Annotated in this window: 22 protein-coding genes; 12 read left to right on the top strand and 10 right to left on the bottom strand. The window is 72.6% G+C overall.

The window, feature by feature from the left end:
• From AB0L71_RS14980 to AB0L71_RS14950, 7 genes are all read left to right on the top strand, one after another.
• A partial coding sequence (locus tag AB0L71_RS14980; RefSeq protein WP_365242471.1) for a serine hydrolase occupies positions 1-1,917 on the top strand: 1,917 nt, incomplete at its 5' end.
• Positions 1,918-1,966: 49 nt separating this feature from the next.
• Positions 1,967-2,890, top strand: coding sequence for an ornithine carbamoyltransferase (locus AB0L71_RS14975; RefSeq protein ID WP_365242469.1), 924 nt, complete (start codon positions 1,967-1,969; stop codon positions 2,888-2,890).
• On the top strand, positions 2,887-4,179 hold the full coding sequence (locus tag AB0L71_RS14970; protein ID WP_365242467.1) for an MFS transporter: 1,293 nt from the start codon (positions 2,887-2,889) through the stop codon (positions 4,177-4,179). The genes AB0L71_RS14975 and AB0L71_RS14970 overlap by 4 nt, the downstream gene beginning before the upstream one ends.
• Positions 4,148-4,936 (top strand): alpha/beta fold hydrolase, encoded by a 789-nt coding sequence (locus tag AB0L71_RS14965; RefSeq protein ID WP_365242465.1) that lies wholly within the window; start codon positions 4,148-4,150, stop codon positions 4,934-4,936. The genes AB0L71_RS14970 and AB0L71_RS14965 overlap by 32 nt, the downstream gene beginning before the upstream one ends.
• 4 nt (positions 4,937-4,940) lie before the next feature.
• Entirely contained in the window at positions 4,941-5,882 is a 942-nt protein-coding gene (locus tag AB0L71_RS14960; RefSeq protein WP_365242463.1) for a TauD/TfdA family dioxygenase, read from the top strand.
• A gap of 63 nt (positions 5,883-5,945) precedes the next feature.
• Complete coding sequence (locus AB0L71_RS14955) at positions 5,946-6,713, top strand: 4'-phosphopantetheinyl transferase superfamily protein (RefSeq protein ID WP_365242461.1); 768 nt, start codon at positions 5,946-5,948, stop codon at positions 6,711-6,713.
• Positions 6,710-7,642 carry a TauD/TfdA family dioxygenase gene (locus AB0L71_RS14950; protein ID WP_365242459.1) on the top strand — a complete coding sequence of 311 codons (933 nt, stop codon included), beginning with the start codon at positions 6,710-6,712 and terminating at the stop codon, positions 7,640-7,642. The genes AB0L71_RS14955 and AB0L71_RS14950 overlap by 4 nt, the downstream gene beginning before the upstream one ends.
• Before the next feature lie 172 nt (positions 7,643-7,814).
• Here the strand turns inward: AB0L71_RS14950 and AB0L71_RS14945 are convergent, their stop codons facing one another.
• From AB0L71_RS14945 to AB0L71_RS14930, 4 genes are all read right to left on the bottom strand, one after another.
• Positions 7,815-10,271 carry an FtsX-like permease family protein gene (locus tag AB0L71_RS14945; RefSeq protein ID WP_365242457.1) on the bottom strand — a complete coding sequence of 819 codons (2,457 nt, stop codon included), beginning with the start codon at positions 10,269-10,271 and terminating at the stop codon, positions 7,815-7,817.
• Positions 10,265-11,002 carry an ABC transporter ATP-binding protein gene (locus AB0L71_RS14940; protein WP_365242455.1) on the bottom strand — a complete coding sequence of 246 codons (738 nt, stop codon included), beginning with the start codon at positions 11,000-11,002 and terminating at the stop codon, positions 10,265-10,267. Before AB0L71_RS14940 ends, AB0L71_RS14945 begins: the two co-directional genes overlap by 7 nt.
• Before the next feature lie 164 nt (positions 11,003-11,166).
• On the bottom strand, positions 11,167-11,679 hold the full coding sequence (locus AB0L71_RS14935) for a DedA family protein (protein ID WP_365242453.1): 513 nt from the start codon (positions 11,677-11,679) through the stop codon (positions 11,167-11,169).
• 132 nt (positions 11,680-11,811) lie between these two features.
• Positions 11,812-13,617, bottom strand: coding sequence for a BTAD domain-containing putative transcriptional regulator (locus tag AB0L71_RS14930; protein ID WP_365242451.1), 1,806 nt, complete (start codon positions 13,615-13,617; stop codon positions 11,812-11,814).
• Between the two features lie 292 nt (positions 13,618-13,909).
• On the opposite strand from AB0L71_RS14930, the gene AB0L71_RS14925 reads away from it, so the two are divergent.
• The 3 genes from AB0L71_RS14925 (at position 13,910) to AB0L71_RS14915 (ending at position 16,385) form a co-directional block, all read left to right on the top strand.
• The gene (locus AB0L71_RS14925; protein WP_365242507.1) at positions 13,910-15,181 is read left to right on the top strand and encodes a sensor domain-containing protein; all 1,272 of its coding nucleotides are present in this window, start codon (positions 13,910-13,912) and stop codon (positions 15,179-15,181) included.
• The gene (locus AB0L71_RS14920; RefSeq protein WP_365242449.1) at positions 15,145-15,813 is read left to right on the top strand and encodes a response regulator transcription factor; all 669 of its coding nucleotides are present in this window, start codon (positions 15,145-15,147) and stop codon (positions 15,811-15,813) included. Before AB0L71_RS14925 ends, AB0L71_RS14920 begins: the two co-directional genes overlap by 37 nt.
• Before the next feature lie 116 nt (positions 15,814-15,929).
• Positions 15,930-16,385, top strand: a complete 456-nt coding sequence (locus AB0L71_RS14915) for a phospholipase (protein ID WP_365242447.1) — start codon at positions 15,930-15,932, stop codon at positions 16,383-16,385.
• Positions 16,386-16,739: 354 nt separating this feature from the next.
• Here AB0L71_RS14915 and AB0L71_RS14910 read toward each other — a convergent pair whose 3' ends face one another.
• Together AB0L71_RS14910 and AB0L71_RS14905 are read right to left on the bottom strand one after the other, a co-directional pair.
• Positions 16,740-18,017 (bottom strand): M6 family metalloprotease domain-containing protein, encoded by a 1,278-nt coding sequence (locus AB0L71_RS14910; RefSeq protein WP_365242445.1) that lies wholly within the window; start codon positions 18,015-18,017, stop codon positions 16,740-16,742.
• Between the two features lie 292 nt (positions 18,018-18,309).
• On the bottom strand, positions 18,310-18,822 hold the full coding sequence (locus AB0L71_RS14905) for a MarR family transcriptional regulator (RefSeq protein ID WP_365242443.1): 513 nt from the start codon (positions 18,820-18,822) through the stop codon (positions 18,310-18,312).
• 130 nt (positions 18,823-18,952) lie between these two features.
• On the opposite strand from AB0L71_RS14905, the gene AB0L71_RS14900 reads away from it, so the two are divergent.
• Positions 18,953-19,735, top strand: a complete 783-nt coding sequence (locus tag AB0L71_RS14900) for a class III extradiol ring-cleavage dioxygenase (protein ID WP_365242441.1) — start codon at positions 18,953-18,955, stop codon at positions 19,733-19,735.
• A gap of 15 nt (positions 19,736-19,750) precedes the next feature.
• On the opposite strand, the gene AB0L71_RS14895 is transcribed toward AB0L71_RS14900, so the two are convergent.
• Both AB0L71_RS14895 and AB0L71_RS14890 read right to left on the bottom strand, forming a co-directional pair.
• Positions 19,751-20,842 (bottom strand): questin oxidase family protein, encoded by a 1,092-nt coding sequence (locus tag AB0L71_RS14895; protein ID WP_365242439.1) that lies wholly within the window; start codon positions 20,840-20,842, stop codon positions 19,751-19,753.
• 72 nt (positions 20,843-20,914) lie between these two features.
• Entirely contained in the window at positions 20,915-21,454 is a 540-nt protein-coding gene (locus tag AB0L71_RS14890; RefSeq protein WP_365242437.1) for an N-acetyltransferase family protein, read from the bottom strand.
• A 148-nt stretch (positions 21,455-21,602) separates the two neighbouring features.
• Here AB0L71_RS14890 and AB0L71_RS14885 point away from each other — a divergent pair, with 148 nt between their 5' ends.
• A complete protein-coding gene (locus tag AB0L71_RS14885; RefSeq protein ID WP_365242435.1) occupies positions 21,603-22,601 on the top strand; it encodes a sigma-70 family RNA polymerase sigma factor in 999 nt (332 codons plus the stop codon).
• 86 nt (positions 22,602-22,687) lie between these two features.
• Here AB0L71_RS14885 and AB0L71_RS14880 read toward each other — a convergent pair whose 3' ends face one another.
• On the bottom strand, positions 22,688-23,701 hold the full coding sequence (locus tag AB0L71_RS14880; RefSeq protein WP_365242433.1) for a YafY family protein: 1,014 nt from the start codon (positions 23,699-23,701) through the stop codon (positions 22,688-22,690).
• A gap of 159 nt (positions 23,702-23,860) precedes the next feature.
• Positions 23,861-24,631, bottom strand: coding sequence for a DUF6227 family protein (locus AB0L71_RS14875; protein ID WP_365242431.1), 771 nt, complete (start codon positions 24,629-24,631; stop codon positions 23,861-23,863).
• Positions 24,632-24,724: the final 93 nt, after the last annotated feature.

Genomic DNA, 24,724 nt, shown 5'->3' with positions numbered 1-24,724 from the left:
GCCCGCCTCTACCGCACCGGCGACCTGGTGCGTCAACTCGCCGACGGGAACGTGGAGTTCCTCGGGCGGATCGACGACCAGGTCAAGATCCGCGGATACCGGGTCGAGCTGGGCGAGATCCAGACCGTGCTCACCCGCCACCCCGCCGTCCGCGAGGCGTACGTCTCCGTGCACGAACCCGTGCCCGGCGACCGCCGCCTGATCGCCCACTGGGCCGGCGCGGACGCCACCCCGGAGGAACTGGCCGCACACTGCGCCCTGCACCTGCCGGAGTACATGGTGCCCGCGGCGTTCATCGCCCTGGACGCCCTGCCGCTCAACGCCAACGGCAAGGTCGACCGGCGCGCCCTGCCCGCCCCCGACCGGGCCGACCTGCTGACCGGCGCCGACCATGTGCCGCCGCGCACCCCCACGGAGAAGGCCCTCGCGGCGATCTGGAGCGAGGTGCTCGGCGTCGAGCAGATCGGCGTCCACGACCGCTTCCACGACCTCGGCGGCCACTCGCTGCTGATGATCAAGGTCCTTGCGGCGGCCCGCGCGGCCGGTCTGGCGGTGTCGGTCTACCGGATGTACCAGCACGACACACTGATCGACCTGGCGGCGGCCGTGGACGAGGACGCGGCGGCCGCCCGCGAGGAGACCCCCGCCGTCGAGGAGGCACCGGCGCCGCCGGCCCCGTCCGGCACCGTCGAGGTCCCCGCCGAGCTGCTGTCCCGGCTGCTCGCCGGCGCGGGCGGTGAGGCGGCCGCCGAGGCCGCCGCGCTGCTCGCACCCGCGGCACCCGCCGGCCCGGACGCGCCGGTCGTCGAGGGCATCGACGCCGTCATGGCCGACCACCACGTGCCCGGCGTCGCCCTCGCGGTGCTGCGCGACGGCGAGGTCGTCTCCGTCACCGGGCACGGTGTGCTGGCCGCGGGCGGCGACGAGGCGGTGACCCCGCGGACGCTGTTCCAGGCCGGGTCCCTCAGCAAGCACCTGACCGCGTTCGCCGTCCTGCGCCTGTGCGACGAGCAGGTCATCGATCTGGACGCCGACATCGCGACGTATCTGAGGTCCTGGACGCTCGACGACGACCCGCAGGTCCAAGGCCAGGTCACCGTACGGCAGTTGCTGGGGCACCGCGCGGGCCTCGCCCGGCACCGCAGCGTGGGCTTCCGGCCCGGCGAACCGCTGCCGAGCCTGCTCGACCTGCTGGCCGGACGGCCCCCGGTGACCACGCCGAAGGTGCGCCGCGAGCTGCCTCCCGGTGAGGTGTTCCGCAAGAGCAGCACCCACTACTGGGTGCTCCAGCAGGTCCTGGAGGACGTGACCGGGGAAGGCTTCGAGGCGCTGATGCGGCGCCTGGTCCTCGACCCGCTGGGTATGGCGGACACCAGTTTCGACCAGGACCACCCGCTCGTCGCGGGACTGCCCGTCGCCCACGGGCACGACGCCAACGGCGCTGCTCTCAAGGGTGGTTGGCGCAGGCGAGCCCACCTCGCCGCGGCGGGGCTGTGGACGACGGCGGCCGATGCCGCCCGGTTCACCGTCGCCGTCCGTGACGCACTGCTCGGCGCCCCGGGCGCACTGCTCCCGCAGGCCACGGCCCGAGAGCTGCTGGCGGGCGAGACCGGCACGTTCTACGGCCTCGGCACGATCGTCGACGACAGCGGTGAGGACCTGGAGTTCGGCCACGGTGGCGAGCCGGCCGGCTACTGGAACATGGCGATCAGCCGGCTGCACGGCGGTACCGGCTTCGTCGCCCTGACCAACGCCGACTCCGGCAAGGCCGTCGTCAAGCACCTGACCGCCGAACTGGGCCGCACCGACAGCGGGTTCGGGCGCAGCCGGCTCTCGCAGGACTGGCGCCGGGCCGACGGCTCCGCCGACCTCCCGGCCGTCCTTGCGCCGGTCGTCACCGACGAGGAGCGGCCATGACCCGCGGCCCCCGTCACCCCGCCCGCCCCCGCCCCGTCAGGAGGACCCCGTGGCACGCGTACGGCATCTGATCTCGATCGACGACCTCACCGACAACGACCTGTACGCCCTCGTCGCACGCGGCGCCGAGTTCTCGGCCGGCGCGGCGGGCCGGGTGGCCCCGCTGGAGGGGGACGTCGTCGGCATCTACTTCAGCAAGACCTCCACCCGCACCCGCACCGCGTTCTCCAGCGGCGCGCTGCGCCTGGGCGGCCGGCTCATCGCGTACGGACCTGGTGACCTCCAGCTCAACACGGGGGAGACCAGCGAGGACACCGGCCGGGTGATGTCGCGGATGCTCGACGTCCTGGTCGCGCGGACCGCGGGCGACCCCGCCGAGATGCGCGCCTGGGCGACCCAGGACCGGATGGCGGTCGTCAACGCGATGAGCGCCGACGAGCACCCCACCCAGGCGCTCACCGACCTGACCACGCTGCGCCGCCGGTTCGGCCGGATCGACGGCCTGCGGGTGCTGTACGTCGGCGAGGGCAACAACACCGCGTCGGCGCTGGCCCTGGCCCTGACCCGGTTCCCCGGCACCGAGCTGGAGTTGCGCACCCCGCCCGGGTACGGCCTCGCGTCCGCCTACCGCGAGCGGGCCGCGGCCCAGGCCGCCCGCCACGGGTCGCTCTTCCGGGAGCGGCACGACATGGCGGACCTGCCGGCCGACCTCGACGCCGTCTACACCACCCGCTGGCAGACCACCGGCACCTCCAAGCCCGACCCCGACTGGCGGACCGTGTTCGCGCCGTTCCAGGTGACGGCGGCGCTGTGGGAGGACAGCCCCAAGGCCGTCTTCCTGCACGACCTGCCCGCGCACCGCGGCGACGAGGTCACCGCCGAGGTCCTGGACGGGCCCGCGAGCATCGCCTTCGACCAGGCCGAGAACAAGATGCACAGCGCGATGGCGGTCCTGGAGTGGTGCAGGCCATGACCGTGACCGAGGCGGCCGGGGCGACCCCGGCCGCCGCCCCGCCGCTGCGCCGCAACCGCGAATTCCTGCTGTTGTGGTCGGGGGCGAGCCTGTCGTTCCTTGCCGCGCGGGTGACCTCGGTCGCCTATCCGCTGATCGTGCTCTGGCACACCGGATCGCCACTGGCCATGTCCGTGGTCGCCACGGCGGCCCTGCTGCCGCTGCTGCTCGTGCAGTTGCCGGCCGGCGCCGTCGTGGACCGGTGGGACCGCCGCCGGCTGATGCTGGCCTGCGAGACGGGCCGGGTCCTCGCGGTGGGCAGTGTGGCACTGGCGCTCGCCACGGGCCGGCTGGCGGTGGCGCACCTGGCGGCCGCGGCGTTCACCGAGGCATCCCTCGCGGTGTTCTACCGGCTCGCCGAGCGCGGCGCCGTGCGCAACCTCGTCCCCGCCGCCCAACTCCCCGCCGCGCTCGCCCAGAACGAGGCGCGGGGCCGGGGCGCCGGGCTCGTCGGCCAGCCGGTCGGCGTGCTGCTCCAGTCGGCAGGCCGCGCCCTGCCCTTCGCCTTCGCGGCGGTGGCGTACGTGCTGTCGGCGGCGAGCCTGCTGCTGATCCGCAAGCCGTTCCAGGAGGAGCGGTCCGGCACCGGAACGGTGGCGGCGCAGCGCCGGGCGGCACGTCTGGCGAGCGAGGTCGGCGAGGGCCTGCGGTGGCTGTGGCGGCAGCGGTTCCTGCGGGCGGCGTTCGGCTATGTCGCCGCGACCAACGTGCTGTTCCAGATGCTGGCGCTCGCCCTGGTGCTGCGGATCAAGGAGGCGGGACTGCCCTCGCAGACCCTCGCCGTGGTCGTCGGCATCGGTGGCGTCGGCGGTCTGTGCGGGGCGCTCGCGGGCGGTCGCGTCCAGCGCCGGATCCGCCGTCAGCGCACGCTGCTCATCGCCGGAGCCGTCGCCTGGGCGGCTCTGATCGGCGCCATGGGCCTGACCGGTGACCCGGTGGCCCTGGGCGCGCTGTACGCGGGCACCGGATTCGTCGGCGCCGTCTTCAACGTCGCCGCCGCCGTCTACCAGGTGCGCACCACCCCCGACGCCCTCCAGGGCCGGGTCGCCGCCGCGGCCGGCGTCGTCGGCTCCGGCACCAACGCGCTCGGCTCCTTCGCGGGCGGCCTGCTGCTCGCCGCCTGGGGGGCCCTGGCCACCGTCCACGCCATCGCCGCCGCGATGGCCGTGCTCGCCGTACTCGCCGCCCTGGCACCGGACCTGAAGGGAGAGATCGCCGATGACGGCAACCCACCCCACCCGCACGGCTGAGCGGGCGACGGGCGAGAACCCCTGGCTGCGCCGCCACGCCACGGCCGGGCGCAGCACCCCCCGGCTGCGCCTCGTCTGCTTCCCGCACGCGGGCGGCAACGCGCAGCTGTTCCACACCTGGCCGCTGCACCTGCCCGCCGACATCGAACTGGTCGCCGTGCGCTACCCGGGCCGGCAGGAGCGGCTCGCCGAGCCCTGCGCGACCGACATGGCCTCCCTCGCCGACGCCGTGACGGCCGCGCTGGTGCCGCTCCTCGACCGGCCGGTGGCGCTGTTCGGGCACAGCATGGGCTCGGCCGTCGCCTACGAGACGGCGCTGCGCCTGGAGGAGCGGCACTCGGTGGTGCCGCGGCGCCTGCTCGTGTCGGCCCGCGCGGCCCCGCACCGGGTCCGCCGCACCGGCCTGCATCTGCGCGACGACGACGAACTCGTCGCAGGCGTACGCCGGTTGGGCTCCTACGGTTCGGAGGTCTTCGACATCCCGGAGCTGCGCGAGCTGCTGCTGCCCACGCTGCGCGCCGACTACCGGCTCATCGAGGACTACCGGCCCGCGTCGCCGACCCGGCCGACCCGCGCCCCCATCACCGCGTTCCTCGGCACCGACGACCCCGGCTGCGACCGCGAGGCCGTCCTGGCCTGGTCCGAGCTGACCCGCGCCGGCGACTTCGCGCTGCGCACCTATCCGGGCGACCACTTCTACCTCGCCGAGCGTGAGGCCGAACTGGTCGCCGACCTCACCAAGGATCTGGAGGCATGACCCCATGACGAACCCGGACACCATCTGGACACCGCTGGACCTCGAGGCCGAGGGCGTCGGAGGCGAGGACGAACTCATCGCCCGGCTTCAGGAGATGGGCGGCGAGGAGCTGGCCCGGCTGCTGGTCCAGGAGAAGGGGCTGGTCTTCCGCGGCTTCGGCGTCACCCCCGAGCGGCTGGACGAGATCCTCGACCTGCTGCTCCCCAACCGTCTCGCCTACGTCCACGGCAACTCCCCGCGCACCAAGGTCGGCAGCAACGTCTACACCTCCACGGAGTACCCGCAGGAGTTCACCATCTCGATGCACAACGAGATGAGCTACGCCCACGCCTGGCCGGCCCGCCTCGCCTTCTACTGCCAGATCCAGCCCGGCAGCGGCGGCGCCACCCCCGTCGTCGACGCCGAACTGTGGCTGAACTCCCTGGACGCCGAGGTCCGCGAGGCCTTCGCGGGCGGTGTGCGCTACCTGCAGAACCTGCACGACGGCTACGGCCTCGGCAAGAGCTGGCAGGACACCTTCGAGACCACCAGCCGCGAGGACGTCGAGGCGTTCCTCGGACCGACCGGCGCACAGTGGGAGTGGAAGGCCGACGGAGGCATCCGGGTCACCTCGATCCGTCCTGCCACCACCCGGCACCCGGTCACCGGGGCGGAGGTCTGGTTCAACCAGGCCGACCAGTGGCACCCGGCCGGCCTCGGCGACGACACCGCGTCCGCCCTCGCGCAGATCCTGCCCGAGGACGAGCTGCCGCAGAACGTCACCTTCGCCGACGGCAGCCCCATCCCCGCCGAGTACGTCGCGCAGATCCGCGACCGCGGCCTGGAGCACGCCGTCGACGTCGACTGGCGGACCGGCGACCTCCTGGTGATCGACAACGTGCTGCTCGCGCACGGCCGGCGCCCGTTCACCGGCGACCGCCGCGTTCTCGTCGCGATGTCGGACTGACCCGTCCCGCGCCCCGGGCGCACCTGTGCACCACCGACGAACACCGACGAACGGACTGAGGCGATGACCGCCGCATACGAAGAGCTCAGAGACCATGCCGTGGTCCACATCTGGCGCGGCCGGGCCCCGGACACCCTGACCGCCGACGCCGTCGAGCTGCTGTCGGACGACGAACGGGCAACGGTCCGGCGGCTGCCCGGCCCGGCAGCCGCCCGGTACGCGGCCGCGCACACGGCGGTGCGCCGGGTGCTCGCCGGCTACCTGGACGTGCCGCCGCGCGAGCTGGTGCTCGGCCGCCGGCCCTGCCCCCGCTGCGCCCATCCCCGGCACGGCCGGCCGCGTATCGACTGGCCGCCCACCGACCTGGACTTCAACCTCTCCCGTACCGGCCCGCACTGGCTGCTCGCCGCGGTCGTCGGCCGGCAGGTGGGCGTCGACATGGAGGACGACCGCACCCTGGACGTGGCGGGCGCCTCCCGGCTCGTCCTGAGCGCCTCCGAACTCGCCCACGTGATGGGCGCCTCCGGCACCGAACGCGCCCACGCCTTCTTCCGCTGCTGGACCCGTAAGGAGGCGGTGGTCAAGGCGATCGGCGTCGGCATCATCACCGACCTCAGCGAGGTCGACGTACGGCCGGCCGAGGACGGCCCGGTACTGGTCACCCACCAGGAGCCGACCGGACCCGACACCTGGCTGGTGGAGGATCTGCCGACGGTCGACGGCGTCTTCGCGGCGCTGGCCCGCGAGGCGGGTGCCACCGGCCCGGTCGTCCACCGCCACTACGAGGACCTCGACAGCGCCGACAGGACCAGAGAGGCAGTGGCCCCATGACCGCCATCGAGTACACCGCCCAGCCGGGCACATCCGTCCACGCGTGGCTGCGCGAGCACCGCGACAAGCTCCGCACGGTCCTCGGCGAACGGGGTGCCGTCCTGCTGCGCGGCTTCGACGTGGGCGGCGTCGACGGCTTCGACGAGGTGGTCCGCGGCTTCTCCGGCAGCGGCCCGCTGACCTACGCCGAGCGCTCCTCGCCGCGCTCCACGATCAAGGGCCAGGTCTACACGTCGACCGACTACCCGGCCGACGAGGAGATCTTCCTGCACAACGAGAACTCCTACCAGGCCGTCTGGCCGCGGACCCTGTACTTCTACTGCATCGAGCCCGCCCTGACCCAGGGGGCGACGCCGCTCGCCGACATCCGCGAGGTGTACCGGGCGATCGACCCGGCGGTGCGTGAGGAGTTCGAGCGGCGCGGTGGCTGGCGCGTGGTGCGCAACTTCCACGCGGACTTCGGGGTGCCGTGGCAGGAGGCGTTCAACACCACCGACCGGGACGCCGTCGTCGCGTACTGCCGGGACAAGGGCATCGCCGCCCAGTGGCGGGCCGACGGCGGTCTGCGGACGACCACGACCCGGCCCGTGACGCACACCCATCCCGGCTCGGGCGAGCGTGTGTGGTTCAACCACGCCACCTTCTGGCACGTCACGTCGCTGGCACCGGAGGTGCAGGAGGGGCTGCGGGAGATCTTCGACGACGAGGACCTGCCCACGAACACCTACTTCGGCGACGGCGGGCGCATCCCCGACGAGACGGTCGCCCATCTGCGCGCCGCCTACCGCTCGGTGACCACCCGCTTCGACTGGCAGCGCGACGACGTCCTGATCGTCGACAACATGCTGGCCGCGCACGGCCGCGAGCCGTTCACCGGACCGCGCAGGATAGCCGTCGCGATGGCGGAGCCGCACGACCCCGCCGCCTGAGCACGCCCCAGGCACCGCAGAAGGCCGGGCACCCCGCTCCAGGGGTGCCCGGCCTCTGTGCCGCCGCGCGGCCGGGGACGACCCGCGGGGGAGAGAGATGGCGCCGGCCGGTACGGGGGACGCCCGGCCGGCGCCCGTCACAGGGCCACTCGGGCCACTCGCTTCCTGCGCTTCACTCCTTGACCCCGGCCAGCTCCACGGCCCGGCGGCGCATCGCCAGCGAGGCGGGTGCCACGGAGAACACCACGGCGAGCACCGCGCACGCCGCGACCGCCCCACCGATCTCCGCCCACGGCAGCTCCACCGGGCTCCACACCGACTGCAGGCCGAGCGCGCCCCACATCCCGGCCAGATTCAGCCCGGCGACCAGCAGCCCGAGCACCCCGCCGACCGCCACGACCATCAGCGCCTCGGCGCCGACCAGCCGCAGCACCTGCCACCGGGTGGCCCCGGCCAGCCGCAGCACGGCCAGGTCGCGCACCCGGTCGGACGTCGCCATCACCATCGTGTTGGCCAGCGAGATCCCGGTGTAGAGCAGAGCGATGCCGAGCACCAGCAAGAACCCGTACCGGGTGGTCCGGTTCGTCTCCGGGTAACTCGCCTCCACCCACTGGTCCTTGGTGAACACCTGGCCGACCGCGGCGCCCACCGCCGCCCGCAGACCCGCGGCCACCGCGGCGGCGTCGGCCCCGTCGGCGACCGAGACGTCCACGCGGTCCACGGGCGCCCGGGGCGCGTTGGCCGGGGTGACGTAGACACCGTTGTTGCCGGTGCCGACGGCCATGACGGCGGCGATGCGCAACGACTTCTTCGTGCCGTCGCCGAGCCACACCTCGACATGCCGGCCGACGGTGTGCTGCGCCCACTCCTCGTTGACGATGATCGAGTCGTCGTCGAGGTCGGCGACCTTCCCGGCGACCAGCGGCAGCCGGGCCGTTTCGGCGAGCGGGCCCGCCTGCGCCGCGCGGGCCTCCGACTTGATCAGGGCGACGCCCTCCTCGAGGACGTACACGGCACTGGCCGAGGTCGCCGACACCGTCGCCCCCTCGACCGCCTTCAGCCGCGCCACCGTCGCCGCGGCGAACCCGGCGTCCCCGGCGGGACGGACCACGAAGTCGGCCGCGGTCTGCTCACGCGTCTCGGTGGCTCTGGCCTCGTTGAGGGTGGCCGTCGCCCCCAGCAGGGAGCCCGTGAGGGCGACCGTGACCAGGACGGGCGCCGCGATCGCGGCGGTCCTGCGGACCCCGGCGGCCGCGTTCTCCCGCACCAGCATGCCGGTCGCGCCCGGGAGTTGGGCGGGCAGCCAGGCGATCAGCCGGGTCAGCGGGCGCACCAGGACCGGGGTGAGCAGCGCCACCGCCGTGATCAGCAGCATCGGCCGGCTGACGTACGTCTTGCGGTGCAGCAGATCGCCCGGATCACCGGCCAGCGCCAGGCCCAGCGTCACCACCGCGGTCAGCAGCAGGCCCGCCCCGAACAGCCAGCGGCCCCAGGTCATCGCCTTGCTGTCCACCGACGCCTCGCGCAGCGCCTGGGTGGGACCGGTGCGGCCGGCCCGCCAGGACGCGGCGACCACCCCGAGCAGCGCGACGAGCAGCCCTGTCCAGAACGCCATGTGGTACGGCCAGGTGTAGTCGCCGATGGCGAACCAGCGCGGCGCGAGATCACCGTCCACCACCCACGAGGCGAGGTACGGGGCCCCATACGCACCGAGCACACAGCCGGCCGCCGACGCGAGGACGCCGACCAGCAGCGCCTCCGCGATCACCATCCGGCGGATCTGACCGGGCGTGGCGCCCGCGGTGCGCAGCAGCCCGAACTCCCGGCGCCGCTGGGCGACCGCGAAGGCGAAGGTGGAGGCCACCACGAACACCGACACGAAGGCGGTGACACCGCCCGCGGTGCCGAACATGGCGTTCATCGCGGTGAGCGCCTCGCTGTCGCGGTCCGGGTCGGCGTCGGCGCGACGGCGGTCGGCCCCGGTGAGCACGGTGACACCCGCGCTGTCGGCCACCGCCCCGCGCACCGCCTGTGCGTCCGCGTCCACCACCAACTGGGTACTGGTCGGCGCCAGTTCGGCGGCGCGTTCGTCGGCGTAGAAGACGGCGTCCTCGAACCCGCGCGGGGTGAGGGTGCCGACGACGGTCACCGGGCCCCGGTCGGTGCGCAGCTTCTCGCCGGGCCGTGCCCAGTCCCCGGTGACGACGACCTCGGCGCCGGTGCGCGGCGCGCGCCCCGCGGAGAGCTCGTACGGGGCGAACGCGGCGGTGGACCACGGGTGCCCCACGAGACCGTCGGGTCCGCCCTTCGCACGTACGGCGAACGAGCGGTCGGCGACGACCCGGCCGAGCTCCGCCAGCTTCGCGAGGGCCGCCTCGGGCACCGGCCGCGGCTCGGTGAGCTTCTGGGTACGGTCGCCGATCGACGTCGCCACATGCAGGGTGTCCTGCCCCTGGACGACGACCGGCGCCGCGGCGAACCGCTCCGGCGGCCGCTCGGGTGCGTCCAGCGAGGAGGCGAGCGCCAGGCCCATCACGGCGAGCAGGGCCACGCCCAGCGAGAGCGCGACGAAGCTGCCGACGAAGGTGACCCAGCGGGTGCGCAGGGTGCGCAGGGCGACGCTCAGCACGGCACACCCTCCAGCTTCGTCATCCGGGCGGCGATGTCGTCGGCGCTCGCCCCGACCAGCTCTCCGTTGACGCGGCCGTCGACGAGGAACACGACGCGGTCGGCGTAGGCGGCGGCCACCGGGTCGTGGGTGACCATGATGATCGTCTGGCCCTCGCGGTCGACCATGGAACGCAGCAGGGCGAGCACCTCGCGGCTGGTCTGCGAGTCCAGGGCGCCGGTCGGTTCGTCGCCGAACAGCACCTCGGGGCGGGTGACCAGGGCGCGGGCCAGGGCGACGCGCTGCTGCTGGCCGCCGGACATCTCGCTGGGCCGGTGACCGGCGCGCCCACCGAGCCCGACCTGCTCCAGGACCTGCCGGACGTGCGACGTGGGCACCCGCTTGCCGGCCAGCTTGAGCGGCAGCGCCACGTTCTGCTCGGCGGTCAGCGACGGCATCAGGTTGAACGCCTGGAAGACGAATCCGATGCGCTCCCTGCGCAGCAGGGTCAGCTTGGTCTCGCTGAGCCGCGTCAGTTCGGTGTCGCCCACGGTGACCGATCCGGACGTCGGCCGGTCGAGCCCGGCGGCGCACTGCAGCAGGGTCGACTTGCCCGACCCGGACGGGCCCATCACCGCGGTGAACGTGGCCCGGGGAAAGGAGAGCGACACCTGGTCGAGCGCCGTCACGGCACTGTCACCGGCCCCGTATCGCCTGCTGACGGAACGCAACTGGATCGCGTCGTTGTTCATGAGTCCCAACTCGTCGGAGGTTGGTCCTCCCGGTCAGGGCCGGAAGGAGTTCGGAAACGGCGCCACGGACCATTGTCCGGGCGTGCACGGCCGTTGACCGGGCGTGGCGTGTGGCAGGTGGTTGCCGTGGCAGCTGCCTGCGGCGAGCCCTGGGCGCACCCGCCTCATCCGGGTCCGACCGGGCCCATCACGTAGCCGATGAGGACGAAGGTGGGCGCCCACAGGGCGCCGCTCACCGCCGACCACAGCAGATAGCGCCGCAGCGGCATCCGGGTGGCCCCGCACAGCGTGGGGACGACGGTGCGCAGCACGGCGATGAAGCGCCCGATGAGGACCGCGTGGGCACCGCGCCGCGCGATCAGCCCGAGGGCCCGCTCGGTGAGGCGGCGACGCCGTGCGCCGCCCGCGGGGGAGAGCAGCCGGGCCTGCCAGCGCCGGCCGAGGAAGTAGCCGGCCAGATTGCCGAGGACGACGCCGGCCACCGCGGTCAGCAGGGTCGCCTCGACGGTGACGTGGCCTTGCCAGGCCAGCATGCCGCCCGCCACCACGGCCGTCTGGCCGGGCATCAGGGCGCCGAACACCGGCACGGCGGCCTCGAGCGCGGGGAGCAGCAGTACGGCGCCGAGGATGCCGAAGGCGCCGTGTGCCAGCACGTGTTCTGCGAGCCAACCTGTCATCGGGACGCCGCCACCCTTCGTTTTCGCGGTGGTTCCAGGAAACCGTCCGGCGGTGCCCCGGCGCAGTGCGGCAGGATCGAGACTTCGGGTAGGGCCAGGCATACCTCTGCCCCTCGGGCCGGCTCTCCCGGATCAGTGGGGTGCGGGCACGCACGCCCCGTGGCCGCATGCTGCCAGCCGCATCAACGCGTGGAAGCGGTAACGGGGTCGGCCCTGGGTGTCGATACCCGGCATGGTCAGGACCGCGCCCTCGACCATCCGCTCCAGGAGCTCCTCGGCGGCGTCCTCCGCGACCCCGAGCTCCTCGGCGGCGTCCCGCGCGGTGAACGGCTCCCGCTTCAGCGGGGCGAGGCGCCGGGCCGTCTCCCGCTCGTCGCCGGGACGCTGGCGCAGCGCGGCGTCCAGACGGGCGCCGGTGTCGAGACCGCCGGTGGCCAGTTCGGCCAGCCGAAGGGCGGGGTCGGCGAGCCGCCCGGCCAGCCGGGACGCGGGCCAGTGCGGCCGGGCGCTGAGCCGGGCGGCCGCGGCCCGCAGTGCCAGCGGCAGCCCGGCGCACGCTCCGACGATCAACTCGGCTGCCTGCGGGTTCCGTTCGACGAGCTGTCGGCCGGCGACGGACGCGAGCAGGGCCAGCGACTCGGCGCCGTCGAGGGGAGCGAGCGCCACGGTGTGTGAGCCGGGCACCGCGTTCAGCCTGCTGCGGCTGGTGACGAGCACGGCGGCGTCGGTCGTGGACGGCAGCAGCGCGTCCAGATGGAGCTCGTTCACCGCACCGTCCAGCACGATGAGCACCCGGCGGCCCGCCGTCCGGGTCCGGTAGGCACGGATCAGGTCTTCGAGGCGGTCACCGCCGTCGCGCACCTCGTCCGCGGCCCCGAGCGCCCGCAACAGCCGGGCGAGGACGACGGCCACGTCCTGGGGCCTGCCGTCCTCCTGCCGCAGCGGCGCGTACAGCAGTCCGTCGGGGAACTCGCCCGCCATGGCGTGCGCGGCCTGTACGGCCAGGGCGGTCTTGCCGATCCCCGCCATCCCGGTGATCAGCATCCGCCGTGGCCGGAACGTGCCGCGCGCCCCGTCCGCGGGCGGCGCCAGTGCCGCGCACAGCTCGTCGAACTCGGCCTGCCGCGCGGTGAAGTCGGCGAGCGCGGGCGGCAGCGTGAAGGGCCGGGCCGCGGGTGCCGGGGCAGCGAACAGGCGCACCGGCGGCTTCGGCGCGCCGGTCAGCACGTCCTGATAGGCGGCCACCAGGTCGGGGCCGGGGTCCACGCCCAGCTCCTCGGCGAGGATGGCGCGGCCCTCGTGGAACAGGCGCAGCGCGTCGGCCTGCCGTCCGCAGCGGTACAGGGCGGTCATCAGCTGGGCGCGCAGCCGTTCGCGTACCGGCCATTCGGTGACCAGACCGGTCAGTTCGGAGACCAGCTGCTGATGACGCCCCAGCATGAGGTCCGCCTCGATGCGGTGCTCCAGGCAGCTCGTGTGCGCCTCCTCCAGCTGCGGCAGCTCGGCCTCGGCGAGATGCGGCGAGACGTTGGACAGGGCCGGGCCCCGCCACAGTGCGAGGGCCTCGCGCAGCAGTCCTGACGCCCTGGGGAGCCGCCCCTCGCGCAGTGCCGTGACGCCCTGTTCGTGCAGGCGCTCGAACTCCACCGCGTCCACCCGTGCGTCGAAGACGACCAGTTGGTACCCGGGCGGCCTGCGGACCAGGTCGGCATGGGGGCCGAGGAGTTTCCGCAGCCGCGAGATGTACGTGTATATCTGGGCGTTCATCGTCGCCGGCGGGTCCCAGCCCCACAGCAGTTCACTCAGCCGCCCGTCGCTGACCACACGCCCACGGGCGAGCAGCAGCGCGGCCAGTACGGTGTGCACCTTGGAGCCCGACAGCGCCACGCGCCGTGCCCCGTCTCTCGCCTCCACAGGCCCGAGAAGCCGGAATTCCATGTGTGAACCCCCACCTGGTGCGGCCGTCACCGCCGGGTGGCGGCGCGACCGGTGCGAAACGCCGAAGCGTCGTTCTTCCGTCATGTTTGCGCCCGGCGTTGGCGGAATTACGCGTTCAATTTGGCAGCAGCTTGCGGTGGCAAGAGCCTGCACGGGGCCACCCGTAACCCCGGGGCGCGGGCCCGCGGGGGTAGGGCCGGCCCTACCCCGCATCCGGCATCTGCCCCCCTGGCCTGCGGGGGGAGCGGACTCCTACCGTGCTGCCATGCACCCTCGCAATGTGTGGCAGGCCATGTCCCGGCCCGGTTATCTGCGCTCCGCCTGGCCCTGGCGCAGCGCCGTCTACCTCCTCAGCGGAGCCCTGGCCGGAGTCGTCGCCCTGGTGGGGATCGTGACCACCGCGGTCCTGGGCGGGGCGCTCGCCGTGGTCCTCGTGGGGCTGCCGCTGCTCGTGCTGACGGCGCTCGCGGGTCTGCCGGTGGCCTGGGCCGAGCGCCGCCGGCTCGGCCTGGTCGACCTGGACCCGGCCCCGCCGCAGCACCAGGCGCCCGGCGCCGAGGGGCTGTGGGCCTGGCTGACGACGCGGCTGCGCGAGCAGGCGACCTGGCGGGAGCTGGGCTACGCGCTGCTGTTCGCGGGCCTGTTGTGGCCGGTCGACGCGCTCGCGGTCACCGTGGCCCTGCTCTTCCCGCTCTCCGTGGTCGCCACCCCGGTGATGATGGCGACGGTGGGCGGCGGCGAGGAGGCCAAGGTGCTCAAGCAGTGGACGGTCACCACCTGGCCGTCCGCGTTCGGCTTCGCCGTGCTGGGCGTCGTGCTGCTGGCCCTGGGCGCGTACGTGCTGGGGACGGCGGCCGGCGCCCGCGCCGAGCTGACCCGCCTGCTGATCGCCCCGCGTGACGGTGACCTGGGCGTCAAGGTGGTGGAACTGAGCCGCTCGCGCGTCCGGTTGGTGGACGCCTTCGAGGCGGAGCGCCGGCGCATCGAGCGCGATCTGCACGACGGCGCCCAACAACGCCTGGTCGCCCTGACGATGACCCTCGGCCTGGCCCGCCTCGACGCCCCCGAAGGGGCCCTCGCCGACCAGCTCGCCCGCGCCCACGACGAGGCCGGCAAGGCCCTGGCGGAGCTGCGGGAACTGATCCACGGCATCCACCCCAAGGTGCTCGCCGACTACGGTCTCGAGGCCGCCGTCAGCGACGCCGCCGACCGCTCGCCGGTCCCCGTCGACGTCGACCTCGACCTGCCCGGACGGTTCTCCCAGTCGGTGGAGGCGGCCGCGTACTTCGTGGTGTGCGAGGCGCTCGCCAATGTCGCCAAGCACAGCGGGGCGGACCGCGCGCAGGTGTCCGGCGGCTGGTCCGACGGCCGTCTCGCCCTGCGGGTGCGCGACGACGGGCGCGGCGGTGCGGACGTGCGGGGCGGCAGCGGACTGACCGGACTCGCGGACCGGGTGTCGGTTCTCGATGGCAGACTCTCCCTGTCCAGTCCGCCCGGCGGACCGACCGAGCTGAGGGTGGAGTTTCCTTGCGAGTTGACCGATCCGGCCGATCGCTGCGGGTAGTCCTGGCCGAGGACAGCGTGCTGTTGCGCGAAGGGCTCATCGGCCTGCTCGGCCGCCTCGGCCACGAGGTGGTCGCCGCCGTGGGGGACGCCCCGGCACTGATCGCCGCGGTCGAGGAGCACGTGCCGGACATCGTCGTCACCGATGTGCGGATGCCGCCCGGATTCCAGGACGAGGGGCTGCACGCGGCCGTCCGGCTGCGCGAGAAGCGGCCCGCGCTGCCGGTGCTCGTCCTGAGCCAGTACGTGCAGCGGACCTACGCGGCGGAGCTGCTCGACTCCGGGGACGGCTCGGGCGTCGGCTATCTGCTCAAGGACCGGGTCGGCCAGGTCGAGGAGTTCGTGGACGCCCTGTGCGAGGTCGCCGACGGGGGCACCGTGGTCGACCCCGAGGTGGTGCGCCAGCTGCTGCGCCGCCGCCGCGACCCGCTGGAGCGGCTCACCCCGCGCGAACGCGAGGTCCTCGCGCTGATCGCGGAGGGCAAGTCGAACGGGGCGATCGCCCGCGAACTGGTGGTGTCCGAGGCGGCCGTCGGCAAGCACATCAGCAGCATCCTCACCAAGCTCGACCTGCCACAGGCGGACGAGACGCACCGCCGGGTCCTCGCCGTCCTCGCCTACCTCAGGGCATGAGCGAGAGACCGGTGCACGGGGCGACATAGAGGCGGCATGGGAGCGGTGTAGGCCTCCGGCGCAGGCTGCCCAGGCCCCGGTGGACCACCCACCGGGCCAGACCCGGAGGAGAGCCCATGCGCCGCCGTCCCTTCGCCCGACTGACCGCCGTTGCCGTCGCGGCCGTGGCCGTCGCCGTCCTGCCCGCCGCCTCGGCGACCGCCGCTCCCGCGGACAAGGGCGCCGTGCTCAGCAGCTGGACCCAGACCAGCTCCGCCGCCTACGACGCGTTCTTCGCCGCCCGTGCGAATCAGGGTGCGTGGAGCGCCTATGGCTTCGACTGGTCCACCGACTACTGCACCACCTCGCCGGACAACCCGTTCGGCTTCCCCTTCGCCAACGCGTGTGTGCGCCACGACTTCGGCTACCGCAACTACACGGCGGCCGGGACGTTCGACGCCAACAAGGCCCGTCTGGACAGCGCCTTCTACGCGGATCTCCAGCGGGTCTGCGCCACCTACTCCGGCCTGAAGAAGACCTCGTGCGACGCGACCGCCTGGACGTACTACCAGGCGGTCGACAAGCTCGGCTGACCGGCGCAGAGAACGAGACAAGAGCGGCGACAACAACGGACGCGCAGGAGCCCGGCCCGGCGTCACCCGGCGACGAACCGGCGTAGGGCGGCACGCTGCCACTCGGTGATCGGAACGCCGAAATCGGGGCCGGTCATGAGGCGGACCCGGTGGGCCGGATGATCACGCGGCATTCGACGTCGCACGCCTTCTTCCGGGATCCCTGGGGCGCATACGGAACTCACGCAGGAAGGCGAGACGGCGAAGGTCTTCAACGTCCGCTTCTCGTCAGGGTGTTGACGGACCACTTCGATGATGCCCTGGCAGATGGCTCACCTGCGCCCGGCCACCGCCGGCCGCGGGCGATCGAGGCCGTCAGGGGCGAGTGATCCGGACGTGGTAGTTCCCCTTGCCGTCCTTGTCGGTCACGGATATGCGTATCCCGTGGGTCCGGTCGGTGAAGGTCTCGCCGGGCTGGTACGGGGCGTCGGAGAGTTCGGTGTGGACGTTGGGCAGATCGGTGCAGCCGCTGCTCTTCTTGGTGCTGTCCATCACCGACACCGGCCCCTGGCCCGTGTCGACGTCCGATTTCACCTTGTAGATCAGCACGCCGGGCCGGCAGACCGCCTGGTCGTTGCCCGCCCGGGTCCGGACCTCCACCGCGTAACCGGACTCGCTGCTCAGCGGTATGAACGCGAGCTTCGCGCCGCCCTTGGTGGCCAGTGGCGCAAGGACATGCTCGCTGGTGCCGGACTTCGCGGCGCAGCTGACCTGTTTGTTGTCGAGCCAGCCGAGCTTCCACTTGTGCCAGCCCAGCAGGTCGTTGTTGGCGCCCCAGTCCTCGGACATGATGTCCCAGTGCCCGACCGAGCCGCCGCCGTCCGGGGTGTAGAGGTCGGGCAGGCCGAAGATGTGACCGTTCTCGTGCGGCAGGACGCGGTACCCGGTCTTTTCGAACGACCCCGAGCCGTCGTCCTGGCGGCTGTAGATGAAGGACGCGTTGGTGAGGGCCACCCCGTCCGCGTGCGGGGCGTCGTCGTTGCCGGAGAACGTCACGGACAGGACGGTGTCCAGGGCGGAGGGCCCGGCGTTCGGTGTGACCAGGATGTTGAACAGGTCGTACTTGCTGAAGTCGACCTTCGGATCAGCGGCGGCGACGATGTCCTGGACGAGCTGGCGGTAGCCCGGCTCGTACGGCGATCCGCGGTCGATCCCGTACTCGGAGAACGGCAGTGGCATCCGCAGCCAGGACTTCACGGGGGCGTCGGGGACGTAGGTGAGCCGTCCGTACGACGCCGTCCGGAACCACTTGGTGGTCTGCGGGAAGAACTCGGCGTACCGGTCCATCGCCGGTTCGGTGCCCGGGGCGTCCGGGAAGTCGATCATCAGGTTGAGGGCGCGGACCTTGCCCGTGGAGCGGGCGTAGTTCTTCGAGGTCGGAAGTCCCTCCGACATCTGCACGCCCATGGTTGCCGTGATCCGGCACGGGGCGAGCCCTGCCGCCTGGGCCGCGGCCGTCGGGCCGGCCGAGGCCCTGCTGGGTATCGGGAGAGTGTCGCTGGCCGTGGCCGTCGCCGCTATCACCAGGGCTGTTGCCGACCCGAGCGCGATCGGGTGACGGCGACTGCGTATCCGGTGGCGGGACTTGTGCATAGAGGCGCCTCGGGTCCGCGGCAGTCCGCCGGCCCGGACTGCGCTCTGCGGTTCAGCCTGTGACGGCTGACGAGGTGCCGCTCGCTGAGTGCGCCGATCGGCTGGTTTTCCCGGATCCGCCCGTCCTCGAGATGTGCCCCGAGCCGGTCTGTGGTGGGGGACGGGCGGGGGGCTTCTCTCCCTGCATACCCATGTCCCTGTGCGCACGCGCGCGCCCGCGCGCACACGTGTCCCCGCGCAAGCGGGGGAGCGCACGAGGCGCTCCCCGGTCATGGTGCGGGATTCGTGCGGCTCAGCGCAGCCAGGGCAGGTCCGCGCCGGTGCCCTCCGGCTGCAGTCCGGTGGCGACGGCCTGCATGATCTCGCCGAGCGAGGCCAGCTGCTCGGGGGTGAGCCGGTCGAACAGGGCCTGGCGTACGGCGTCGACATGGCCCGGCGCGGACCGGCGGAGCATCTCGTGGCCGGCGTCGGTGAGGACCGCGTTCTGGCCGCGCTTGTCGGACGGGCAGTTCTCGCGGCGCACCCAGCCGTTCTTCTCCAGCCGCGCCACGGCGTGGGAGAGCCGGGAGCGCGTGATCTTGGCGTCCTTGGCGAGCTCGGTCATCCGCATCCGGTGGTGCGGTGCCTGGGAGAGCTGGACGAGCAGTCCGTAGTAGATGTGCGGCATCCCGGCATCGCGCTGCAACTGGCGGTCGAGATGGTCCTCCAGGAGCGTGGTGGCGTGGAGATACGCACGCCAGACGGTCTGCTCTTCGTCGGAGAGCCAGCGGGTCCCGCCGGAGGATGCCGTGGTCATGGGCTCCACTGTACGACTTTTTGAAAGTTTAACTAGATAGGGCTAAGGTCTCCGGGAGTGGGAGCTTGAAGGTTAAAGAAAAGTCCTTCTCGACGAGACCCGCAGAAGACCTGCCTTGATCGCAGTGGATGGGAGTGCCATGACTGTCACCGCGGAGCGCATGCCCGCCCTCTATCTCTCCCACGGTGCACCGCCGCTGGCCGACGACCCGGTCTGGCCCGGTGAACTGGCCGCATGGTCCGCCGGGCTGCCCCGCCCCCGCGCGATCCTGATGGTCTCCGCGCACTGGGAGGAGGCCCCCCTCGCCCTCGGCGCGACGCAGACGGTTCCGCTCGTCTACGACTTCTGGGGCTTCCCCGAGCACTACTACCGGGTGCGGTACGCCGCCCCGGGCGCCCCGGAGCTGGCCGAGAACGTACGCAAACTGCTGCGCGGAGCCGGTACGCCGGTCCAGGACATCCCGGACCGCGGGCTCGACCACGGGGCGTACGTTCCGCTGGTGGAGATGTTCCCCGACGCCGACATCCCCGTGCTCCAGATCTCCATGCCCACGCTGGACCCGCAGAAGCTGATGGACATCGGGCGCAAGCTCGCACCGCTGCGCGACGAGGGCGTCCTCATCGTCGGCAGCGGTTTCTTCACCCACAACCTGGCCGCCCTGCGGCACGCCGGCGGTGGCGTCCCCGGCTGGTCGGCGGAGTTCGACGACTGGGGGAACCGGGCGCTGCAGGCCCGCGACGTCGACGCGCTGCTGGACTTCGAGCACAAGTCCCCGGCCGGCCGCCTGGCCCACCCGCGCACCGAGCACTTCGCGCCGCTCTTCGTGACGCTCGGCGCCTCGGAGGGCGAGCTGGACCGGGGCCGCAGCGTCATCGACGGGTTCTGGATGGGACTCGCCAAGCGCTCGGTGCAGTTCGGCTGAGGACGGCCGGGGCCCTCACAGGACCGGCGGATTCAGCTCGATCGAGCGCAGCGCGGCGGCGAGGGCCGTCGCGTCGCCGACGTCCAGCGCGGTGTCCGTGAACTTGATCGTGTGGTCGTCGCCGTGCGCCGCCGCCCGTGCGAAGAGTTCCTCGGCGGACGCCGTCGTCGGCTCGTACGGGGACGGTCCGCCCGGGGTGTAGGCGGCGGTGACCGCCGCGCTCGCCGCCCAGGCAGCCGCCAGGCTCGGTGCCCACAGAGGGCGGGGGAGTGCGGGCAGTGTGCGCAGCACGGCGTTGGGTGCGGTCGCGGCATGCACCAGCATGATCGGTTCGCCGTGCCCGTGCGTGGCATAGCGATGGGTGGCCGCCCGCACCAGCTCCTCCAGCCGGTCCCGCGCCTCGCCCGGGTCGTCGGGGAACCGCTGCGGCCAGACGGGCAACGCGGCGAGCTGGGCCAGCCGGTCCCGGATGCCGCCGCTCTGTTCGAGCACGGGCGGTACGGCGTCCAGTGCGGCCGCGGCGCTCGATGCGGGTGCCGTCCATGTTGCCGTGGGCAGGGTCTGGTGGCGGGCGGCCCAGTAGCCGAGGCCATGGGCGAGCTCGGCGACGCGCGGTGCGCTCGCCTCACCGGTGAGCAGGGTGCGTACGGAGTGGCCGACCCGGATCACGGGGTGGGTGGCGCCCGCTGCGATGCCGGGCAGCAGTCGTGGCCACCACTCGGTCAGGACGTCGCGCCAGGGGCGCTCGGCCGTCTCCTGCTCGAAGTACGCCGTCCAGTCCGCGATACGGCGCGGGTCGCCCAGGGCCTCGTGCCAGTTCCGGGCGGTCACCCGTGAGGTGGGGTCCGGCATGTCCTCCAGCTTGTGGCTGTAGTGGTCGAGCCATCGATGGACGGCCGGTGCCTGACCGTGCCGGACCAGCGCCTCGACGGCCATCGGGCCATGATTGCTCAGCCAGCCGTTCCGTTCGGGTCCCGCCGAGTGCAGGCGTTCCAGCGCCTCGTCGAGGGTGCCGGTGGGGTCGTCGGCGGCCTCGCTCGTCGTGCCGTCGTCGCGGGCCGCGCTGTCGTTGTCGGCCGTGCCGTTCCTGTTCGTCGTCCCGGTCATGCGGCAGCACGCTAGGGGCGGCGCCTTCGGCACGTAACGGGCTGCGGACGTACGCCGCGCCCCCCGCACGTCCTAGGACTGCGGTCCCAGCGGCTTCTCGTACCAGGCCACGTCCCAGTACGTGCCGAGCTTCCGGCCCACCTCGGCGTACGTGCCGACATGGCGGAAACCGAAGCGCTCGTGCAGCCGGACGGAGGCCCGGTTGGGCTGGGTGATGCCCGCGTACGCGCGGTGCACGTCCTCCTCGGCGAGCGCCTCGAACAGCGCGGAGTAGAGGAGCGTGCCGATGCCGCGGCCGGTGGCCTGCGCCGCGCAGTACACGCTCACCTCGACGGAGGTCGCATACGCGGCCTTGGGGCGAAAGGCGCTGCTGGTGGCGTACCCCAGGATCGAGGCCGGGCCGGTGGTCCGGACGTCCTGGGCAACCAGAAGACGGTGCGGCCCGTCCTCGGGATGGGAACGAAGCCACGGCAGCCGCTGTTGAGGTGTAAAGGGGACCATGTCGAATGTGACCGCGGTCTCACGCACGTAGTGGTTGTAGAGGTCCGTGAGGGCTTCCAGATCACCCTCGATGCCTGGCCTGACCTGCACTTCTGTCCGGTTGCTCGCCATGCTCGCCCCCTCTGTGGCGGTGCAGGATACTGCATGATCACGAAAGTGAATGCCAGGCATGGGAATTCTGTCCGGATTCCAGTCGTTGTTTCCATCGGATGCAGGGCACCCGAGCGGGTGTCGCGACCTACTCAACAAGGGAGCACGCATGGCAACCCGGGCCGTCGCCCGCCGTTCGTCCGCCACCGGTGGGACCAACCGGGCAAGCAGTGTTCGCGCAGCGAGCGGAGAGATCGCCGATCGCGACCTGGTCGGCATGTACCTGGACGAGATCGCGCGTACGCCGCTGCTCGATGCCGCGAAGGAGGTCGAGCTGTCGCAGGCCGTCGAAGCGGGCGTGTATGCGCGACAGGTGCTCGACGGCGTGGTGGAGAGCGACGCGGGCGGAGCCACGCGCGAGGAGCTGGAGGCGCTGGTCGCCGACGGCGAGCGCGCCAAGGACGTATTCATCCGCTCCAACCTCCGACTGGTCGTGGCCGTCGCCCGCCGCTATCCGCGGGCCGGGCTGCCTCTGCTCGACCTGATCCAGGAGGGCAACGCGGGCCTGGTGCGCGCGGTCGAGAAGTTCGACTACGCCAAGGGCTTCAAGTTCTCCACGTATGCGACGTGGTGGATCCGTCAGGCCATCACCCGGTCCATAGCCGACCAGTCCCGCACGATCCGGCTCCCTGTCCATCTGGTGGAGGAGCTCGGACGGATCCGCCGGGTGCAGCGCGAGTTCAACCGCGGGCACGGGCGTGAGCCCGACCACACGGAGATCGCCGCCGAGCTGGGCTCCACGCCGGAGCGCGTGGGCGACGTCCTGGACTGGGCCCGTGACCCGGTCAGCCTCAACATGTCCGTGGACGACGACGGCGACACGCAGTTCGGCGATCTGCTGGAGGACACCTCCGCGGTGTCGCCCGAGCAGTCGGTGATGACGCTGCTGCGCAGCGAGGAGCTGGACGACCTGATCGGCAAGCTCGACAACCGCACCGCGTCGATCATCCGCATGCGGTACGGCATCGAGGACGGCCGCGAGCGGACCCTCACCGAGGTGGGCAAGCAGCACGGACTGACCCGCGAGCGGATCCGCCAGATCGAGAAGCACGCACTGCTCGAACTGAAGCGAATGGCCCACGACACGGGTTTTGACGCTGCGGCATGAGCGCGAGTCCAGTAACCTCCGAAATAGGTCGCTTCGTGTGACCCCCTGAGCTGAGTCCCGGCGCTCACCCCCCCTGGCGCCGGGGCTCATTCTTTTCTCCACCTCTCTTCTCCGCGCAGCTCTTCTCCGCCGGCGCCGCCGGGCGGTACCGCCCGCGTCAGGCGGGCGCCCAGCCGGCTCATGTACTCCACCAGCTGCGGTGGCTCGTGCACGGTGAATTCGCAGTCCACCAGGGCCAGTCGGAACACCACCCACTCCAGCGCGTCCGACACCACGGTCCTCAGCCGACAGCTGTTCTCGCCGGTCCGCTCCAACGGAGCGATCCCGGCCGGCAGTCGTGCGGACACGAAGTCCGCCGGGGCCGCGAAGCTCACATCGACCGTCAGCTCGGGCTTCCGCCAGGACAGGGAGCTGCTGAGGAACTCCGCCGCATCACCCGTGGGCAGCTCACGCGGTGTGAAACGGGCCCCGGTCGCGAACGGCTCGCTGACTCGGTCGACCCGGAACGTACGCCAGTCCTCGCGCTCCAGGTCGTACGCCACGAGATACCAGCGCCACCCCGTGCTCACCAACCGGTACGGTTCGGCCTGCCGCTTCGTCTCGGCACCGTCGCCCGCCCGGTACGTGAACCGCAGCCGCTCCCGTGCGGTGACCGCCGCCGCCATCACCGTCAGCGTGCGTGGATCGATCGTCGAACCGTCCCCGCGGGTCAGGGGCACCGTCGCGTTCTGCAAGGTCGACACCCGGTGCCGCAGCCGTGACGGCAGGACCTGCTCCAGCTTCGCGAGCGCCCGTACGGATGCCTCGTCCACCCCCTCGATGGCATGGCCCGCACCGGCCCGCAGACCCACCGCGATGGCCACCGCCTCCTCGTCGTCCAGGAGCAGGGGCGGCATGGCGGTGCCCGCGACGAGGCGGTATCCGCCCACCGATCCGCGCGAGGACTCGACCGGGTAGCCCAGCGCGCGGAGCCGGCCGATGTCGCGGCGGATGGTGCGCGGGCTGACGTCGAGCCGCTCCGCGAGTTCGCTGCCCGGCCACTCCCGCGGCGTCTGGAGGAGCGACAGCAGATTCAGCAGCCGTGCCGGGGTGTCGGTCATGGGCTCAGCCTCTTGCAGGGGTCTCGGTCATGCCCTCAGAGTGGTCCTCCATTAGGCCATCACCTGACCGCATGACGACCGGCGCCGCGATGACGGCCGCCGCGTGCCCGCACCTCCCCCAGGGGTGCGGGCACGCGGCGGTTGTGCGGGGCGGTTCCGTCAGCAGATGTGCGTACGGTTCTCCATCGCCCCGCGCGCGGACTCCTCGTCGCCGTACACCTCGCACATGTGGCGGCCGTCCGGCGTGGCCGTGTGCTCGACCTCCCACAGGCTCGTCTCGCTGCCGTCGAGGAGCAGGAAGGCGTGCTCGTACAGCGTGAAACCGGCCTCCCGCCCGTCCACCTGGCACTGCTGGCCGAACACCTGGGTGATGTGGTGGGCGAACGCGTTGCGCAGCAGTTGGGCGGTGGCCTCGCCGGGGCCGTCGCGGTTCTCCGCCCGGCGCAGGACACGGCGGGCGTGGTCGGCGGAGTTGTCCGGGGCGTACATACGGGGCAGCGGGACCGAGGGGGCCGCCATCAGGACGGTGATGATCTCCAGGTCGGCCTGCGGCCCGTCGTCCCCGAACTCCGGGGCCTCGCCGACACCGCCGCTCAGCCGGGCGACGGCGACACGGAGCTCGGCCTCGTCGTCGTACACCTCGTGGTGCCGGAGGCCGGGCCGCGTCCCCGGCCACCGGCCCGCCGTGCTCAGCCGGCCGTCCTGCACCAGCTCCCACAGGGTGAGAGTGGTGCCGTCGGCCAGCAGGTAGGTATGCCGGTAGGTCTCTCGCTGGAGTACGGAACTGTGGTGCGAGGAGTGCAGGGAACTGCTGTGGGCGAGTGCGGTACCGAGTCTTTCGACCGTGCTGTCGGGCAGGTCGATCGAGTTGAGTGCGCGTCGCAGGAGTCGCTCGAGGTGCTGCTCGGTTGTCTCGTACGGATCGCTCAAGGTGCTGTCTCCAGGCCGTCGCCGCGTGTTACTGGGTGCATGCTTAAGGTAGTCCCTGGGTCCGACATCGTGACCGGGGTTCAGGGAAACGTA

This window comes from Streptomyces sp. NPDC052052 (genome assembly GCF_040680455.1).
In the GTDB taxonomy this organism is placed as follows: domain Bacteria; phylum Actinomycetota; class Actinomycetes; order Streptomycetales; family Streptomycetaceae; genus Streptomyces.
Note: the sequence above shows the minus strand (reverse complement) of the source record. Positions and strands in the feature narration are given on the sequence as shown.

Coding starts and splice junctions, on each gene's coding strand:
- AB0L71_RS14970 (WP_365242467.1), top strand. CDS start 2,887: ATGACCGTGACCGAGGCGGCCGGGGCGACCCCGGCCGCCGCCCCGCCG.
- AB0L71_RS14965 (WP_365242465.1), top strand. CDS start 4,148: ATGACGGCAACCCACCCCACCCGCACGGCTGAGCGGGCGACGGGCGAG.
- AB0L71_RS14960 (WP_365242463.1), top strand. CDS start 4,941: ATGACGAACCCGGACACCATCTGGACACCGCTGGACCTCGAGGCCGAG.
- AB0L71_RS14955 (WP_365242461.1), top strand. CDS start 5,946: ATGACCGCCGCATACGAAGAGCTCAGAGACCATGCCGTGGTCCACATC.
- AB0L71_RS14950 (WP_365242459.1), top strand. CDS start 6,710: ATGACCGCCATCGAGTACACCGCCCAGCCGGGCACATCCGTCCACGCG.
- AB0L71_RS14940 (WP_365242455.1), bottom strand. CDS start 11,002: ATGAACAACGACGCGATCCAGTTGCGTTCCGTCAGCAGGCGATACGGG.
- AB0L71_RS14935 (WP_365242453.1), bottom strand. CDS start 11,679: ATGACAGGTTGGCTCGCAGAACACGTGCTGGCACACGGCGCCTTCGGC.
- AB0L71_RS14930 (WP_365242451.1), bottom strand. CDS start 13,617: ATGGAATTCCGGCTTCTCGGGCCTGTGGAGGCGAGAGACGGGGCACGG.
- AB0L71_RS14925 (WP_365242507.1), top strand. CDS start 13,910: ATGTCCCGGCCCGGTTATCTGCGCTCCGCCTGGCCCTGGCGCAGCGCC.
- AB0L71_RS14915 (WP_365242447.1), top strand. CDS start 15,930: ATGCGCCGCCGTCCCTTCGCCCGACTGACCGCCGTTGCCGTCGCGGCC.
- AB0L71_RS14910 (WP_365242445.1), bottom strand. CDS start 18,017: ATGCACAAGTCCCGCCACCGGATACGCAGTCGCCGTCACCCGATCGCG.
- AB0L71_RS14900 (WP_365242441.1), top strand. CDS start 18,953: ATGACTGTCACCGCGGAGCGCATGCCCGCCCTCTATCTCTCCCACGGT.
- AB0L71_RS14895 (WP_365242439.1), bottom strand. CDS start 20,842: ATGACCGGGACGACGAACAGGAACGGCACGGCCGACAACGACAGCGCG.
- AB0L71_RS14890 (WP_365242437.1), bottom strand. CDS start 21,454: ATGGCGAGCAACCGGACAGAAGTGCAGGTCAGGCCAGGCATCGAGGGT.
- AB0L71_RS14885 (WP_365242435.1), top strand. CDS start 21,603: ATGGCAACCCGGGCCGTCGCCCGCCGTTCGTCCGCCACCGGTGGGACC.
- AB0L71_RS14880 (WP_365242433.1), bottom strand. CDS start 23,701: ATGACCGACACCCCGGCACGGCTGCTGAATCTGCTGTCGCTCCTCCAG.